Raw genomic sequence first — 16,376 nt, forward strand, 5'->3', positions numbered from 1 at the left:
AATTGTGATGAACATTGATACCTTGGTGCGCATGTTCAGTATCGAGATCCGTCGTACATTCGCTGTGAGGCAGGGGCTTCCGGCACCGGTGCGGGACGCGAAGAACTTGCCGCCGCTGATGCCTGCCGAGGGATTTCGCGTGACGATGCGAGTGGCGTTCTCGTTCGAGGACGACCAACTCGGAGAACGTGGATGGTTTGTCGACACGGACGCTCTGGACGAGTCCGTCGATCGATGTGCCGAGCAATTGGCGAGCGGTGCCTGGCCGGAGATTTTCGATTTCCGTCCGTCATTCGAGAATGTCGCGAAGTGGGCTTTCAGTGAACTTGCGTCCAGCATTCCTCAGCTGACCTACGTCGAACTCGACAACGAGACGATCGGTGTGGCAACAAGATACGTCAGATCACAATGATCTGACGTATCTCGTTGACGCACCGCGTTCGGTCGACCAGCCTACTGGTAGAGGCGCAACGCAGAACCGATGAAGGTCTTACCGAATGCGAGTCCGGCCTTGTTGAAGTAGAAGCTCAAGACCGTATCTGCAAACGGGACTGCGGACACCGTTTTGGTGATCTGTGACTCGGCGTCCGCCCACTCCGCGCACGCTGCTTCGCCGGTCAAGCCGGATGCCTTGGCAACGGCTGCTTCGTAGGCGGGGTTGTTGATCGAAGAGAAGTTCTTACCTGCTGCCGGAGCAGGACCGGAGAAGAACGGGACGAACCCGCTGGGAACCGAATTGTTGATCTGGATCCACGCGATGTCCCACTGGTTGTTGTCCTTGCCACTGAGCATGACGTCGACAACCTTGGTCTGGTCGGCTCCTGTCACCTCGACGGTCGCACCGAGGTCGGACCATGCCGACTGGGTGAGCTCGGCTGCCGCGCTGCGCGCATCTTCGCCGGCAGCGTAGAAGAGGCGGAGGGTCAGCGGCTTTCCGTCCTTGCTTCGTTTGCCGTCGGAGCCGGCGATCCAACCTGCAGCGTCCAGTGTTGCCTTTGCTGCGCTGAGGTCGAAGTCCGGAATGTTGCCTGCGACAGAGTCGTACACACAGGCTCGGGGCTCGACGGAGACAAGACTTGTTGCACGGGTGCCCTGGCCGCCAGTGATGACTTCAGCGAGATCGTCGAGATTGACAGCCTGGACGAGAGCTTTTCGAACGGCGGGATCACTGGTCGGATTGTCCGCAATCTGATTGAAGTACATCTGACCGGCGGGAAGTGGGCGCTGGACCGAGTCGAAATTGGCGGCATCGATGCGATCCTTGTCCGGACCGGCGATCGGAGATGCGCTCAGTTCGCCTGAGAGAAGCTGGTTTGCTGCGGTGCTGACATTGGGTGCCATGACAGCAATGACTGTCTTGGGGACACCCGGTGTGTCGGAGGTGGTGTCGTCGGGCCCCCAGCTGTAACCGTCACGACGCTCGAACGTGTAGTGGTCATTGGCCGAGACTTCGGTGACTTCGAACATGCCGGAGCCCAGCGACTTGTTGTTCGAGGCGGTCGGATCTTCGAGACCGGCATCGCACATGATCGGGAGGCGACTGATGGTGAGGAGGAGGAACGGGGTCGGCGCCGGAGTGGTTACCGTGATGGTGCGGGTGGCGAGATCGGCAGTGGCCGAAGCGCCGATGGGAACTGTGGTGCCGCGTTGTTGTGAACCCTTGGCTGGATCGGCTACGAAGTTGATGTTGTTCGCGACGGTCTGTGCAGTCAGCGTCGACCCGTCGGTACAGGTCACGCCTTCACGAATGGTGAAGGACGCGGAGGTCGGCGTTTCTTCCCACTTCTCGGCCAACCATGGTTTGAATTCACTGGTTTCAGGATCCTGGTAGACCAGGGAGTCGTACGCCAGCTTCGAAATTTCCGCGGTTGCCGCAGAGCCGGACATGATCGGGTTGAGTGCACCCGGATCGCCTTGCAACGCGTACCGGAAGGTTCCGTCAGTCAGAGGCTCACCGCCGCCGGAGCCCGAGGACGTGCCTCCCGAGCTGCAAGCCGACAATACGAGCGCGAGCCCCGCGGTCGCGGCAAGCGTCGAATAGGAGCGGTGTTTCATTGTGCCTCCGTGAAGGAGCCGGGGCCCGGGAGTGAATCGTGAGGGCGCAGTCGAGTGTGACCGCTAAATCTTGGCGTAGGACGTGACGGGCATCTCGGTCGATCCTCACGAAAATCGGGCGGATTTTTGTTCGATTTCACGAAGGTTGGAGTTCTGGTTCAGTTCACGGGGAGTCGAGGTCACTTCGTCGTGGCCACCCGGTCTCCGTGAGCACGGTTGCTGGAACTGACCTCAACGGGGAGGTGGGGCCGAGACCGTGGAGGTCTGCGTCGTCGTCGATTTCGGACCAGAATTCGTCCGCCGAAACATCAAGGCCGAGAACGATCCACGGCGGTCCGGCTTCTTGGAACGCGTACGAGACGGTTCCGGTACGCGGAATTGTCGTATCGAACAGTCGGTCTCCGACGGGATAGCCCTGCTGCTCGCCGACCAAAGTCAAGGTAGTCGGTTCGAAGGATGCATCGCGCAGAATCTTCTCGACTGCGTGGTCGAAGCTCTGCTGGACGCTGAACTCTTCGTCCGAGTTCGAACCGGTGAACTCGGGGAAATGCGCACAACACAAAACGTATGGGCCTGCTGAGTTGCAGTAGAGACGAAGCACGGGAAATCCACCGGCCACGACGTGACGTTAGCAGGGCGTCGAAATGGAGAAGTTGCTGTTTCAGCAAAGATGGTTGCGTGAGTTGTGGAAGGTCGTTCATCCTGGGTGCATGAGCCACGAACACCACAATCACCACGAAAACTCCGATACCACCGAGAATCCGTACGCCAAGGCGGACGCACAGTTCTGGAACTCGCTGTACGAGGAACGCCCCGCGCGCTGGAGCGGAAATCCCAACCCACAGTTGATTGCCGAAGCCTCCGACCTGGAACCGGGCACGGCACTCGACGTCGGTTGCGGCGAAGGTGCCGACGCTTTGTGGTTGGCGCGTCGCGGGTGGAAGGTCACCGGCACCGACATCTCGTCGGTTGCGCTCGGCCGCGCCCAGGCTCACGTCGAGGGCGAGGGCGTCGACATCGAATGGCTGGAAGCCGACCTGACGAAGTGGGATCCGCAGGGGCGCTCGTTCGATCTGGTGTCCGCGCAGTTCTTCCACATGCTCGAACCCGCGCGCGGGGAATTGTTCCGTGCTCTCGGAGATCTGGTCGCGCCCGGCGGGCATTTGCTGATCGTGGGCCACTCACCTCACGAGTCGCCGACCGAGCACCATCGGGCCATGCTCCATACACCCGAATACGTGGAGTCGCTGTTCACCGATGGTTGGAAGGTGTTGGTCTCGGAGTCGCGGGAACGTGATCTTCCCGCGAACCCCGAGATGCATCACACGACGGATACCGTTGTGCTGCTTCAGCGATTGAGTGCGAGCACCGACAGCAACTCGTAAGCGACGTGGGCCGCTGCGATACCGGTGATCTCGGCGTGGTCGTACGCCGGCGCTACCTCGACGATGTCGGCGCCGACCACGTTGAGTCCCACCAACCCACGCAGTGTGTTCAACAATTCGCGCGAGGTCATGCCGCCCGCTTCGGGTGTTCCGGTGCCCGGAGCGTGGGCGGGATCGAGTACGTCGATGTCGACGGAGACGTACACCGGGCCACCGTCGAGGCGCTTACGCATGCGCTCGACGATGCTGGCGACACCGTCGACCTCGTAGTCGTCACTGCGGATCACCTGGAAACCGAGGACGCGGTCGTCTTCGAGGTCTTTCTCGCTGTAGAGCGGTCCACGGATGCCGATGTGCTGCGAGCGCTCCATGTCGATCAGGCCCTCTTCGCTGGCGCGGCGGAAGGGGGTGCCGTGGGTGAAAGGCTGACCGAAGTAGGTGTCCCAGGTGTCGAGATGAGCGTCGAAGTGCAGGACGGCGATCGGGCCGTGATCGCGGGCCAGTGAGCGCAGGATCGGCAGTGCGATGGTGTGGTCGCCGCCGAGCGTGAGCACGGAGGAACCGTCGGCGCGCAGGTCGGTAACGGCGGACTGAACCGTCGTGAGAGCTTCCTGGATGTCGAAGGGGTTGACGCCGATGTCGCCGAAATCGGCTACCTGCTGGTTGGCGAAGGGCGAGACCTTCAGCGCCGGGTTGTACGGACGCAGCAGCTTCGACGCAGCGCGGATGTGGCCCGGACCGAACCGGGCACCGGGGCGGTAGCTGACACCCGAATCGAAGGGGATGCCGAGGATCGTCACGTCGGCGCGCGAGACCTCGTCCAGGCGCGGGAGACGCGCAAAGGTGGTCGGCTCGGCGTAGCGGGGGACGCGCGTGGCGTCGACGGGTCCGATGAACGATCCGGGGTTGTTGGTAGCCATGTGCAGAGGTCCCTGCTCTCGATTCGGCGCACACCGGGCGCCCTTCAGTGATGTAGCTCTCTGAGCAAGTATGGTTTCTTCAAGAGGCTCGGTTGTCAACCCCTGTTTCCTGAAAGGGACACGGCGGTCGTGAAGGAGTGGGTTCAGTGGCCAAGGCGAAGGAAGCGGTCGAGCCGGTCGGACCGCGCATCGGGGCGAGGCTCAAGGCGGCACGTCAATCGAAGCGGTTGACCCTCGACGACCTGGCCGAGGCCTGTGGTGTGACCAAGGGGTATCTCTCGAAACTCGAGCGCGATCACGTCAACGCGTCGGTGGCGACCCTGATCAAGGTGTGCGCGGTGCTCGAGATCCCCGTCGGATCCCTGTTCGAGAATGCGTCCGCCGGTGAAGTAGTCCGCGCCGACGCCATGCCGCAAATCAGCTTCGGTGGCGAAAAGATGACGGAGTACCTGCTCACGCCTACCAACGAGCGTCGAATTCAGGTGCTGCTCGGCGAGCTGGAACCAGGCGGCGGAAGTGGTCGGGAGTTCTACAGTCTGCCGATCGACGTGAACTTCGTACACGTGCTCGAGGGCGGCTTGCGGGTTTCGTTCGAGGGTGGTCGGACGGATCCGAACGGTGAGGCCGTCGATGCCGAGGACGTCGTGCTTGCGGCGGGCGATTCCTTCACGTTCACGCCGACGCACAACCATAGTTTTCAGGCCGAAGGCTCGGTTCCGGCGAAGGTTCTGTGGGTCTTGAATCCGGCATTGCCGGAAGGGCCCCGCGCGTCGCCTTCGTGAGACTCGAATCCGTGAATGTTGATTCTTAGGAAACAAGAGTTGACATGATTGGCGGCACCCGTCACGCTGGTAGTTGTCCCCGTCACACACACCGTCGAAAATTGGCGTCACGGAACTCCTGAAGGAGCGCACCATGCATGTCGATTCAGTTCGAGTTGGCCTGTTCCAAGGTCCGCTCACCACCCCGGACACCTTTGCGTCGGTGGAGTTCAACCTCGCTGCAATCGACACTGCTGCCCGCGAGGCTGCAGCATCCGGTGCGAAGATCCTGCTGACGCCGGAGATGTCCGCAACCGGCTACGACATCGGCGAACTGGTGTCGCTACGCGCGGAACCGGCCGACGGCCCGATCTTCGATTCCGTCGCCGCGATTGCTCGAAGTGCAGGCATCGCAGTCGTCTACGGCTACCCCGAACTCGACGGGGGAGATGTCTACAACAGTGTGCAGGTGGTGGACCGCGACGGCACTTCGCTTGCGCACTACCGCAAGACGCACCTGTTCGGCACGCTCGACCGCGAACATTTCCGGCCAGGTGAGACCCTGGTGGTCGGGTTCGATTTCGAGGGCATCCGCTGCGGGTTGTTGATCTGCTACGACGTGGAATTTCCCGAAGCGGTTCGGGCCCATGCCGACTCCGGTACCGAATGGCTCATCGTGCCGACAGGGTTGATGACTCCGTACGAACACATTGCGCAGCAAGTGGTTCCGGCCCGCGCATACGAGAGTCAGATGTTTGTCACCTACGTCAATCGCTGCGGCGCCGAAACCGAGCTGACCTACTGCGGTCTCTCGTGCGCCATCGCGCCCGACGGTGCCGAGTTGGCGAGGGCCGGGTTCGGCCAGGAATTGCTCTTCGCGGATATCGCCGCCGCCACCGTCTCGCAATCGCGCACCCTCAACACGCATCTCGACGATCGACGCCTCGATCTGTATCCAGATCTTTCTGTCACGACTGTCTCCAAGGAGAACCGTAGATGACCATCCCAGTAGCTCCGGACAGTTCCTCGGAACCCGGCAAGCAGCCGCCCCTCACGATGTTCGGGCCGGATTTTCCGTTCCCGTACGACGACTACGTTTCCAGTCCGGCGGGACTCGGCTCGGTGCCCGATCTGGCACTGGGTACAGAAGTTGCCGTGATCGGTGGCGGACTCTCCGGCATGATCGCGGCCTACGAGTTGCTCAAGATCGGTCTCAAACCGATTGTCTACGAAGCTGATCAGATCGGTGGCCGGATGCGGTCGGTCGAGTTCGACGGGCACCCCGGGGTTGTTGCCGAGATGGGCGCAATGCGTTTCCCACCGTCGTCGACAACGTTGTTCCACTACCTGAACGAACTGGGTCTGCAGACCGAAGAGTTCCCCAATCCCCTTGCCGAGGTCACGCCGAGCACCGTCATCGATCTCAAGGGCGAGAGCCACTACGCGCACACTCTCGAGGATCTGCCGCCGATCTACACCGAGGTGGCGCAGGCCTGGCAGCGCACTCTCGAAGAGCATGCCGATCTGATTCCGTTGCAGCAGGCCATTCGTGACCGCGACACCGCAGAAATCAAGCGGATCTGGAACGACCTCGTGGTGCGCTACGACGACCAGACGTTCTACGGATTCCTCGCCGCGTCGAAGCACTTCAAGTCCTTCCACATGCGGGAAGTGTTCGGACAGGTCGGATTCGGTACGGGCGGTTGGGATACCGACTACCCCAACTCGATCCTCGAAATCCTTCGTGTGGTCATCACGGCCGCCGACGACGACCACCGCGGCATCGTCGGTGGATCGCAGCAGCTGCCGATGCGGTTGTGGAACCGCGCCCCGGCGCACATGGCGCATTGGCCTGCCGGTACTACGGTCGCTTCGCTCAACGACGGTGAGACGCGTCCCCGCGTCACCGAACTCCGGCGTACCGAGCCCGGCAACATCACGGTGACGGACTCCGAAGGTTTCATTCGCACGTATGCGAGTGCCGTTGTGACAGTGCAGAGTTGGATGCTGCTGAACAACATCAGGTGTGACGACGATCTGTTCCCGATCGACCACTGGACTGCGATCGAGCGAACTCACTACATGGGTTCGACCAAGGTGTTCGTTCTCGTCGACCGCCCGTTCTGGAAGGACAAGGACCCCGTGACCGGCCGTGATTCGGTGTCGATGACACTGACCGACCGTATGAGTCGCGGCACCTACCTGCTCGATCAAGGCGAGGGCAAGCCAGGCCTGATCTGCTTGTCGTACACCTGGTCGGACGATTCGCTGAAGCTGCTGGCGCTCGACGCCACCGAGCGCATGAACATCATGCTGCGCTCTCTCGAAGAGATCTACCCCGGCGTTGACTTCCGCAGCCACATCATCTCGAGCCCGGTGACGCTGTCGTGGGAAACCGAGCGCGACTTCATGGGCGCATTCAAGGCGAACCTTCCGGGGCACTACCGCTACCAGGAGCGCCTGTTCTCCCACTTCGTGCAGAATGATCTCGAACCGCGTCATCGGGGAATCTTCCTCGCCGGTGACGACGTGTCGTGGACCGCCGGCTGGGCTGAGGGCGCGATCCAGACCGCGATCAACGCGGTATGGGGCGTCGTCAACCATCTCGGCGGCGCTGCGCCTGCCGAGAATCCCGGACCCGGCGACGTGTTCGAGGAGCTTGCTCCGATCAGGTTGGGCGACTGAGCTCACCGCAACTGCCGAAATGTCGTGCCCGATGGGGGTTGGTACTCCTATCGGGCACGACCTCTTTCCGGTGATCCACGCAACACTGGAAAGTGTTCGGATCCAATAATTTCCAGGAGGGTGTTCAATGGCGAGCACATCATCGGCGACCAAGACCGCAGCTGCAGAATCGAGACCGGCAGGCGGTGATCGATCCGGTGACCCGGCGCTCGAACTGGTCGCCGAATTGGCAGCAGCGGGCCAGCGACTCGTCTTCCGTCAGGGCGACGACTTGAACAGCGATGCCCTGAGCAGTGACGATCTGACCTGTGTGGTGCTGTGGCCGTCCGGAGAGCCCTCCCTCTCCGATCTGTGCGAGAACTTCGAGTCCCTCGGACTCCGAGTTTCGACGCACCGCCCCCTTCCAACCGTTCTGGGTTCGGCGCATTACTTCACCTTCGAGCCGAGCACCTTCGACGGCAGTGCGCTGGAGAAGATGGCGGACGCCTTCGAAGCCGTCATCGCCGGACAGACCCGGATGGACGCATTCTCCAGTCTGATCGGACGAGCAGACATCACGTGGCGCGACGCAGAGTTGCTGCGCGCTGCGTGCCGTTTCCTCGCTCAGGCTCGTATCGGGCTGTCCGAGAGCTACATCGTCGGAGTGTTGGCAGCGAAGCCACTCTTCGTACGGCAGGCAATCGAACTCTTCACTGCGCGTTTCGATCCCGCCGTAGCAGGATTGCGGGAGACAGCAGTGGCCACCGCGGCGGCGGCCATCGACGAATCAGTCGACGGTGCAGACACTCTCGACGAGGATCGCGTCTTGCGCGGCGTTCGTTCGTTCCTGCAGGCGACTCTGCGCACCAACTGGTACCTGCGTGGTGAGTCCGGCGACCCGCTGCCGTACGCGTCGTTCAAGATCGACTCGCAGTTGCTCTCCACCCCACAGAAGACCGTTCCCTTCCGCGAGATCTACGTCAGCGCACCCAATGTCGAAGGCGTTCACCTGCGTAGTTCCTCCGTCGCCCGTGGCGGCCTGCGTTGGTCGGATCGATACGAGGACTACCGCACCGAGGCCCTGAGCCTCATGAAGACCCAGAGCGTGAAGAATTCCCCGATCGTTCCTTCGGGTGCCAAGGGCGCGTTCGTGGTTCGGGGCACGTCGTCACCGACTCCGGCGCAGGTGCAGGAGTCGTACAGCACCTTCATTCGCGGCTTGCTGGACGTGGTGGACAACATCGTCGACGGCGCTGCGGTACACCCGGCAGAAGTAATCGAGTACGACGGTGAAGACTCCTATCTCGTCGTGGCAGCAGACAAGGGGACCGCACGGTTCTCGGACGTCGCGAACGGCATCGCCGTCGAGCGTGGTTTCTGGCTCGGCGACGCTTTTGCTTCCGGCGGTTCGGCCGGCTACGACCACAAGGCGATGGGCATCACCGCTCGCGGCGCCTGGGTAGCGGTTCGACGGCACTTCGCCGAGCGCGACCTCGATGTCGACACCGATCCGTTCACCGTCGCGGGTATCGGGGACATGTCCGGCGACGTGTTCGGCAACGGAATGTTGCTCTCGCACAAGATCCGTCTGGTCGCGGCATTCGATCACCGCCACATCTTCATCGACCCGAACCCCGACACCGAGACGAGCTTTGCCGAACGCGCTCGCCTCTTCACCGTGCCGCGCTCGTCCTGGGACGACTTCGATCGCACCGTGATGTCGCCGGGCGGTGGCGTCTGGCCGCGGAGCGCGAAGTCGATCCGCCTTCCGCTCGAGGCGCGTGCGGCCCTCGGAATCACCGAGGAGAACTTGACCCCGCAGGAACTGATCCGAGCGATCCTGTGTGCTCCGGTGGACCTGTTGTGGAACGGCGGCGTCGGTACCTACGTGAAAGCGTCGACCGAAAGCAACGTCGACGCGGCCGATCCGTCCAACGACGCAGTTCGCGTCAGCGCTGACGAGTTGCGTGCAACCGTGGTGGGTGAGGGCGGCAACCTGGGTTTCACCCAGCGTGCCCGCATCGAATATGCCGCTGGCGGAGGACGAATCAACGCCGACTTCATCGACAACGCGGCAGGCGTGGCTACCTCGGACCGTGAGGTCAACATCAAGATCGCACTCGCAGAGTTGGAAGCGACCTCGCGCAATGAACTACTCGCGGCGGCCCAGGACGAGGTGGCCGCATCGGTGCTCGAGGCCAGTGAAGATCAGACCCTCGCGATCAGCCTGGCCGAGCACCGCGCACCGGCCCTGCTCGATCAGCACGAGCGGTTGATCGAGAACCTCGTCTCGGCGGGCGCCATGAAGCGACTGGAAGAATCTCTGCCCGACTCCAAGGCGCTGGCGGTCAGGGCGCGTGCCGGGCAGGGTCTCCTGCGGCCGGAACTTGCTGTGCTGGTGGCGCAGTCGAAGAACGTACTGACGGCGGAATTGGGGGCGTCGACCGTCCCGGACAATCAGATCTTCGCCGATCGTCTCCCGCAGTACTTCCCGCTCTCCGTCGTCGAGGCAGCACCGGACGCGGTCCGCGCACATCGGTTGGGCCGCGACATCATCATCACCTCGGTGGTCGACGAACTGGTCAACCGCGTCGGCCCCGGCGTGCTGTTCCGGCTCGAGGAACACCTCGGAGTCCACAGTCCGGAAGCGGCTCTGGCCTACGCAGTAGTCAGCGAAGTGCTCGGCACCGAGGAACTTCGGCGCGAGATCTTGAACTCGGAGCTGCGCGCCACCGAGCAGTTGCAGGCTCTCGATCGCTTGCAGCAGTTGTTGGAATCCGAGATGAGCTGGGTGTTGCGTCGTCCGGGAGCAGCCGGCCGGTTCACCGTGAACCCGCGCGCCGACATCGATCGGTGGGCAGCCCCGGTGCGGGAACTCACCGACGGTTTGCCGGCCAGCGAGCGCATCGAGGCGTCTTTCGGAGCACTCGCCCTGGCAGACATTGCACTGCAGGAGAATACGACGGCCGCGGCCGCAGCCGCGATCTATCGGGAACTCTCCGACGCTCTCGATCTGGGCGATGTTCTCGGCGGCGTCGACGTCGCCGTCGGTGCCTCGCATTGGGAGGTCATGGGCAGCGCTGCCGTCCATGCCAGGTTGACGGCGCGTTTCGCGGACCTCGTGTCCGGTGCGCTCGGTGAAGGTATTCCGGAGGTCGTCGAGTTGTGGACCGCCGCCAATCCGCAAGCGGTGCGCCGGTTCACGGCTTTGATGTCGAGCGTGAGCCGCAGCGGAGCGCTGGACACCGCCCGTCTCTGCACGGTCGACGCCGAACTCGAACTACTCGTCCGCGGTGCGTCGAGCTTCGCTTCGGTGCACGCGGAGGAGGGTTCAGCGGCCCTCCCAGGCGAGTAGCGATAGCAGCAGTTCGGCTCTGACCCTGGCCTGTCCGAGGTCGCATTGCAGCAGTTCCTCGATGCGTGCGATGCGACCTCGGAGGGTGTGCCGATGAACACCGAGTTCGGCTGCGGCCGATTCCCATTGGCCGTTTGCCTCGAGATAGGCGCGCAAAGACGCGGCCAGTGCGGTTCCGTGTGCCTGGTCGTGTTCCGTCAGCACCGGGATGGTGTCCGCAGCCATGGCGATCAATGCCTCACGGGCAGACTCGGATGCCAGAATCGTCGAACCACTAAGAGCGTCGAACTCGAGAATACGCGCCGTAGCCGTCGTGAGGTTGGCCGCGGCGCGGGCCTGGACGAGTGCGCGGGGTGCGTCGAGAAGACGGTGAGGGGTGCTGATTCCGGCACGCACCGTCTTCGCCTCGGTGGGGGAGAGCTGCGCCAGTAGTGTTTTGGCAGTGTCGATTGTGTCGGTTCCGCGAAGGAGGACGGTCAGCGAACCGTCCTCGGATTGCGCGAACAATGGCCGGCCTGCTCGCGCGAGAGCGTTGTCGAGTTCGCGAAGAACGGGGCCGAGTCCGGATCCGCGAACGTGGACGACACGGACGTTGCCGTGCGTGTCGCTCGCTTCGTCCAAGTACGACGGCACACCGTCCTCGGGGATTCGGCCGTCGAGTAAGAGCCCGAAAGCCATGGCGTTGAGTCGAGTTCGCTCGGCCCGTAGTCGAACCGGTTTCTCGAGTTCGAGAGTGAGCAGCGAGACCGCATGCCCGAGCAACACTCTGTCGATATTGCTCAGGGGCCCGGCGCCCGCCATGGCGAGGTAGCCGTGCCAACTGTCGGTGACGCCGACGGGGGACAGTGTCAGCGTCCGTTCGGGTGTGCTCTGCGAGATCGACGCCGGAGCGTTGGGATCGCGGGTGGTGGCCGCGACCGCGCGAACCTCGGTGATCAACGACTTCTGGTTTGCCGGATGCACCGCGGTGATCCGATCACCGACAAACGCCACCGAAGTTTTTGTGGCCGTGGCTAGTTCACGCACGATCGCCGACACGCCACCGCGCAGTGCAACGCGGGTGATGCGCGTCTGTACTTCTGCCGCGCGGAGTACCGATTCGTATTCCTGCTGGCTCAGACGGGTCATCACCGCGCGCGTGACTGCCGCGAACGGGGTCGTGAACGGCACTTCCAGCAGGGGGAGTCCGCGGCTGCGGGCGGCGGCAATCAGGTCTGTGGGCACACTCTCGTGGGAAAGGCCGGTCCCGAAACCCAGAGCCGATACTTCTGCGGCGGCCAGACGGTCGATGTACTCGCTGTAGTCGGTGGCGTCCGCGCCCACCAGTGCCAGCCCGGTGGTGAGCACCAATTCGCCGCCGGAAAGCCACGGGGTGGGGTCCGTCAGCTCTGTGGCCTGCGCAAACGTGACGGGGTGGGTGGCAGCTGCTCGGTCGGTGAGCAGAGCCAGCGAGAGGTGTTTCTGGCGCAAGAGCCACGAGATCGGAACCGTCACCTGATCAAGGCTAGCTGTCGTTGCCGATATGGAGTAGCCCTGGAGCTCCGGGTATCCATTTCGGCAGTGCTTGCGGTGCTTCGCGCGTCGCATACTCGAATGCAATACACAACCGAGAGGGTGGTCACATGAGTGCAATCGAATACCGGCTTCCGCAGGAGCGTCGCATCGTCACGGAGTTCCCGGGCCCGCGCTCGGCTGCGCTCGCCGAACGCCGTAAGAAGGTCGTCGGCGCCGGCGTCGCATCCACCCTCCCGGTCTACGTCGCCGACGCAGACGGCGGAGTCATCGTCGACGTCGACGGCAACTCGCTGATCGACCTCGGTGCCGGTATCGCGGTGACCAGCGTCGGCGCCTCCAACCCGGCCGTCGTGTCCGCAGTTCAGGATCAGGTCGCGCACTTCACCCACACCTGTTTCATGGTCGCTCCGTACGAGGGCTACGTCGAGGTCGCCGAGCGTCTCGCCGAGCTCACCCCCGGTGACCACGAGAAGCGTTCCGTGCTGTTCAACTCCGGCGCAGAAGCCGTCGAGAACGCCGTCAAGATCGCCCGTCACGCAACCGGTCGCGACGCAGTCGTCGTCTTCGACCACGCGTACCACGGCCGCACCAACCTCACGATGGCACTGACGTCGAAGTCCATGCCGTACAAGAGCGGCTTCGGTCCGTTCGCCCCCGAGGTCTACCGCGTCCCGATGTCCTACCCGTACCGCGAGGGCCTCAATGTCGACGGCTCCAAGATCACCGGTGAGCAGGCCGCTCAGCGCGCCATCACGATGATCGAGAAGCAGGTCGGCGCTGCCAACACGGCCGCCATCCTCATCGAGCCCATTCAGGGTGAGGGTGGATTCATCGTTCCCGCAGAAGGATTCCTCCCGACGCTCGTCGCGTGGGCCAAGGAGAACGGCGTCGTCTTCATCGCCGACGAGGTTCAGGCAGGCTTCGCTCGTACCGGCGCCTGGTTCGCCAGCGATCACGAGGGCATCGTGCCCGACCTGGTCACGCTCGCCAAGGGCATCGCAGGCGGCATGCCGCTCGCCGCTGTCACGGGCCGCGCCGAGCTCATCGACGCTGTCCACCCCGGCGGCCTCGGTGGCACCTACGGCGGTAACCCCGTCGCCTGCGCCGCTGCATTGGCGTCCATCGACCAGATGCGTGAGCTCGACCTCTGTGGCCGCGCACGCACCATCGAGTCGACCGTCGTCGGCCGAATGAACGCACTGGCAAAGGAACTCGACGTCATCGGCGACGTTCGCGGTCGCGGCGCGATGCTCGCCATCGAGCTGGTCAAGCCCGGCGGGCAGGAGCCGGACGCCGACATCACCAAGAAGATCGCCGCCGAATGCCTCGCTGCCGGCGTCGTGATCCTCACCTGCGGTACCTACGGCAACGTCATCCGTCTGCTCCCGCCGCTGGTCATCTCCGAAGAGCTGCTCGACGACGCGTTGACCGTCCTCGAGACCGCTATCCGCACTGCAGCACAGGGGAACTGACATGTCCAACGTCTCGGATCTTCTCGACTCGGTACCCAAGGGTCTCTGGCTCGGCGGCAAGCTCGTCCCGGCCGAGAAGACCTTTGCGGTCTACAACCCGGCAACGGGTGAGGAACTCGCCCAGGTAGCCGACGCCACCGCTGCCGACGGTATCCGTGCGCTCGACCTCGCCGCTGCGGCGCAGGAAGACTGGGCGGCCACTCCGGCACGTGTACGCGGCGAGATTCTGCGCACCGCCTTCGAATTGCTGCACGCTCGCGCCGAGGACTTCGCGCTGATGATGACCCTGGAAATGGGTAAGTCGTTGGCAGAGAGCCGCGGTGAGGTCAACTACGGCGGCGAATTCCTGCGCTGGTTCAGCGAGGAAGCAGTACGCATCGGCGGACGTTTCACGCAGGCTCCGGCCGGCAACGGTCGCATCCTGGTCACCAAGGAAGCCGTCGGACCGGTCCTCGCGATCACCCCGTGGAACTTCCCGCTCGCCATGGGCACACGCAAGATCGGACCGGCGCTGGCTGCCGGTTGCACCATCATCGTCAAGCCCGCCGAGGACACGCCGCTGACCATGCAGCTCCTCGGTCAGGTGTTCGCCGATGCCGGTCTGCCCGACGGTGTGCTCTCGATCCTCCCGACGTCCGACGCGGCCTCCATCAGTGGACCGCTGATGGAAGATGCGCGTCTGCGCAAGGTCACCTTCACCGGCTCCACTGGCGTGGGAAAGTTGTTGGTGCGCAATGCCGCTGACAAGCTGCTCCGCACGTCGATGGAACTCGGTGGCAATGCACCGTTCATCGTCTTCGACGACGCGGACATCGACGCAGCTGTCGACGGCGCAATGCTCGCGAAGATGCGTAACGGCGGCGAGGCCTGCACCGCGGCCAACCGCATCTACGTCGCCAACTCGGTGCGCGAGGAGTTCACCGACAAGTTCACCGCCAAGGTTGCGGCCTTGAAGGTGGGCGCCGGTGACGCCGAGGGCACCAACATCGGACCGCTGATCAACACCAAGCAGCTCGCAACCGTCACCGGACTCGTCGACGACGCCGTGTCCAAGGGTGCTCGCGTTCGCACCGGTGGATCGGCACCCGAAGGCCCCGGGTTCTTCTTCACCCCGACGGTCCTCGACCAGGTGCCCGCCGACGCGCGCCTGCTGAAGGAAGAGATCTTCGGACCCGTTGCGGCAGTGGTCGGTTTCGACACCGAAGACGAAGCGATCGCGGCTGCGAACAACACCGAGTACGGTCTCGTGGCGTACTTCTACACCCGCGACATCGACCGTGCGATGCGCGTCTCGGCCAAGCTGGACACCGGCATGGTGGGCGTCAATCGCGGCGCGATCTCCGATGCTGCCGCGCCGTTCGGTGGGGTGAAGGAATCGGGCTTCGGCCGTGAAGGCGGAACCGAGGGTATCGACGAGTATCTCGATACCAAGTACGTAGCGCTCTAACTTGCTGTGCGCCTTTATTAACCGCGGGCGGTTAATAAAGGCGCACAGTTGTCTATTGACCCAACGGAGTCGGGCGGTAGTACTTGCCCTCGTGGTAGAGCAGGGGCGCGGCAGCGGATTCGTCGTCTTCTTCGGCGTGAACCCGCGTGACGAGTCCGATGACCAGCGTGTGGTCGCCGACAGGGATCAACTGGTCGACCTTGACGCGCATCCAGCTGGGGGTGCCGTGCAGCACCGGTTCCCCGGTGTCGAGCACTGCCCACAGTGACTCGTCTGCAAAACGCTGATCGGCACTACGCGCAAAGCGCTGGGCCAAATGCTGCTGATGTTCGCCGAGAAGGTGGATCACCAAGGACTCGGCTGCCTTGAGGGCATTGATGCTCGACGACGTCTCCGCGATGTTGAACGAGACGAGCGGCGGCTCGAGGGAGACGGACGAGAACGAAGTGGCGGTGAAACCCACCGGGCCGGTACCCGAATCGAGGGTCACGACGGTGACACCGGCGGGGTGGCGGCGAAGCGCAGCGCGGTAGTCACCGGCGCAGATGCCGGTGGACAACTCGGGCGTCGCTGCTACTTCGGGGACGTCGGGGGTGGTGTGGCTGGAAACGGCATTCGGCTTGTCAGACAACGGGAACTCTCCGGCTGGAACTCGAGGTGTGCGGTGTGGTCGAGGTGACTGCGCTCGGCATACACAGACAGGCGTCGGTGCGGCACAGATCTACGTGCCGTCGACGCCAGTGGTTGCCGGCAGGGGTCCTGGTTGCAGTGCACATGGTGCGTCCAACTATAGGTGGACGCA

The 16,376-nt window shown here is 63.4% G+C and carries 13 protein-coding genes; 8 read left to right on the plus strand and 5 right to left on the minus strand.

The annotated features are described in order from the left end of the window. The first annotated feature begins 7 nt into the window (after nucleotides 1-7). A complete protein-coding gene (locus ACBG85_RS03040; protein ID WP_041814610.1) occupies nucleotides 8-412 on the plus strand; it encodes a 6-carboxytetrahydropterin synthase in 405 nt (134 codons plus the stop codon). A 41-nt stretch (nucleotides 413-453) separates the two neighbouring features. On the opposite strand, the gene ACBG85_RS03045 is transcribed toward ACBG85_RS03040, so the two are convergent. Both ACBG85_RS03045 and ACBG85_RS03050 read right to left on the minus strand, forming a co-directional pair. Continuing rightward, nucleotides 454-2,055, minus strand: coding sequence for an ABC transporter substrate-binding protein (locus tag ACBG85_RS03045; RefSeq protein ID WP_341514000.1), 1,602 nt, complete (start codon nucleotides 2,053-2,055; stop codon nucleotides 454-456). A gap of 163 nt (nucleotides 2,056-2,218) precedes the next feature. Then, nucleotides 2,219-2,674, minus strand: coding sequence for a hypothetical protein (locus ACBG85_RS03050; protein ID WP_372026162.1), 456 nt, complete (start codon nucleotides 2,672-2,674; stop codon nucleotides 2,219-2,221). A gap of 91 nt (nucleotides 2,675-2,765) precedes the next feature. On the opposite strand from ACBG85_RS03050, the gene ACBG85_RS03055 reads away from it, so the two are divergent. Then, on the plus strand, nucleotides 2,766-3,440 hold the full coding sequence (locus ACBG85_RS03055) for a bifunctional 2-polyprenyl-6-hydroxyphenol methylase/3-demethylubiquinol 3-O-methyltransferase UbiG (protein ID WP_007727092.1): 675 nt from the start codon (nucleotides 2,766-2,768) through the stop codon (nucleotides 3,438-3,440). On the opposite strand, the gene speB is transcribed toward ACBG85_RS03055, so the two are convergent. After that, nucleotides 3,404-4,360 (minus strand): agmatinase, encoded by a 957-nt coding sequence (speB, locus tag ACBG85_RS03060; RefSeq protein ID WP_003941134.1) that lies wholly within the window; start codon nucleotides 4,358-4,360, stop codon nucleotides 3,404-3,406. The genes ACBG85_RS03055 and speB overlap by 37 nt on opposite strands. Before the next feature lie 146 nt (nucleotides 4,361-4,506). On the opposite strand from speB, the gene ACBG85_RS03065 reads away from it, so the two are divergent. From ACBG85_RS03065 to ACBG85_RS03080, 4 genes are all read left to right on the plus strand, one after another. Next, a complete protein-coding gene (locus ACBG85_RS03065) occupies nucleotides 4,507-5,142 on the plus strand; it encodes a helix-turn-helix domain-containing protein (RefSeq protein ID WP_003941130.1) in 636 nt (211 codons plus the stop codon). A gap of 133 nt (nucleotides 5,143-5,275) precedes the next feature. Next, nucleotides 5,276-6,121 (plus strand): carbon-nitrogen hydrolase family protein, encoded by an 846-nt coding sequence (locus tag ACBG85_RS03070; protein ID WP_007727087.1) that lies wholly within the window; start codon nucleotides 5,276-5,278, stop codon nucleotides 6,119-6,121. After that, nucleotides 6,118-7,806, plus strand: coding sequence for an NAD(P)/FAD-dependent oxidoreductase (locus ACBG85_RS03075; RefSeq protein WP_007727084.1), 1,689 nt, complete (start codon nucleotides 6,118-6,120; stop codon nucleotides 7,804-7,806). Before ACBG85_RS03070 ends, ACBG85_RS03075 begins: the two co-directional genes overlap by 4 nt. A 127-nt stretch (nucleotides 7,807-7,933) precedes the next feature. Further along, nucleotides 7,934-11,140 carry an NAD-glutamate dehydrogenase domain-containing protein gene (locus ACBG85_RS03080; RefSeq protein WP_083055931.1) on the plus strand — a complete coding sequence of 1,069 codons (3,207 nt, stop codon included), beginning with the start codon at nucleotides 7,934-7,936 and terminating at the stop codon, nucleotides 11,138-11,140. On the opposite strand, the gene ACBG85_RS03085 is transcribed toward ACBG85_RS03080, so the two are convergent. After that, a complete protein-coding gene (locus tag ACBG85_RS03085) occupies nucleotides 11,117-12,634 on the minus strand; it encodes a PucR family transcriptional regulator (protein ID WP_064111427.1) in 1,518 nt (505 codons plus the stop codon). The genes ACBG85_RS03080 and ACBG85_RS03085 overlap by 24 nt on opposite strands. Nucleotides 12,635-12,762: 128 nt before the next feature. Between ACBG85_RS03085 and gabT the strand changes: the two genes are divergently transcribed. Together gabT and ACBG85_RS03095 are read left to right on the plus strand one after the other, a co-directional pair. Further along, the gene (gene gabT / locus ACBG85_RS03090; RefSeq protein WP_007727077.1) at nucleotides 12,763-14,127 is read left to right on the plus strand and encodes a 4-aminobutyrate--2-oxoglutarate transaminase; all 1,365 of its coding nucleotides are present in this window, start codon (nucleotides 12,763-12,765) and stop codon (nucleotides 14,125-14,127) included. 1 nt (nucleotide 14,128) lies between these two features. Further along, entirely contained in the window at nucleotides 14,129-15,574 is a 1,446-nt protein-coding gene (locus ACBG85_RS03095) for an NAD-dependent succinate-semialdehyde dehydrogenase (protein WP_042922728.1), read from the plus strand. A gap of 52 nt (nucleotides 15,575-15,626) precedes the next feature. Here the strand turns inward: ACBG85_RS03095 and dszD are convergent, their stop codons facing one another. Beyond that, the gene (gene dszD, locus ACBG85_RS03100; protein WP_003941189.1) at nucleotides 15,627-16,205 is read right to left on the minus strand and encodes an NADH:FMN oxidoreductase DszD; all 579 of its coding nucleotides are present in this window, start codon (nucleotides 16,203-16,205) and stop codon (nucleotides 15,627-15,629) included. Between the last annotated feature and the right edge of the window lie 171 nt (nucleotides 16,206-16,376).

The sequence above is a fragment of the Rhodococcus sp. NyZ502 genome (assembly GCF_041464245.1).
GTDB lineage: Bacteria > Actinomycetota > Actinomycetes > Mycobacteriales > Mycobacteriaceae > Rhodococcus_F > Rhodococcus_F qingshengii.

Bases quoted from the DNA above. Each gene is read 5' to 3' on its own strand.
- ACBG85_RS03040 (WP_041814610.1), top strand. From the start codon at position 8: ATGAACATTGATACCTTGGTGCGCATGTTCAGTATCGAGATCCGTCGT.
- ACBG85_RS03045 (WP_341514000.1), bottom strand. From the start codon at position 2,055: ATGAAACACCGCTCCTATTCGACGCTTGCCGCGACCGCGGGGCTCGCG.
- ACBG85_RS03055 (WP_007727092.1), top strand. From the start codon at position 2,766: ATGAGCCACGAACACCACAATCACCACGAAAACTCCGATACCACCGAG.
- speB (WP_003941134.1), bottom strand. From the start codon at position 4,360: ATGGCTACCAACAACCCCGGATCGTTCATCGGACCCGTCGACGCCACG.
- ACBG85_RS03070 (WP_007727087.1), top strand. From the start codon at position 5,276: ATGCATGTCGATTCAGTTCGAGTTGGCCTGTTCCAAGGTCCGCTCACC.
- ACBG85_RS03075 (WP_007727084.1), top strand. From the start codon at position 6,118: ATGACCATCCCAGTAGCTCCGGACAGTTCCTCGGAACCCGGCAAGCAG.
- ACBG85_RS03080 (WP_083055931.1), top strand. From the start codon at position 7,934: ATGGCGAGCACATCATCGGCGACCAAGACCGCAGCTGCAGAATCGAGA.
- gabT (WP_007727077.1), top strand. From the start codon at position 12,763: ATGAGTGCAATCGAATACCGGCTTCCGCAGGAGCGTCGCATCGTCACG.
- ACBG85_RS03095 (WP_042922728.1), top strand. From the start codon at position 14,129: ATGTCCAACGTCTCGGATCTTCTCGACTCGGTACCCAAGGGTCTCTGG.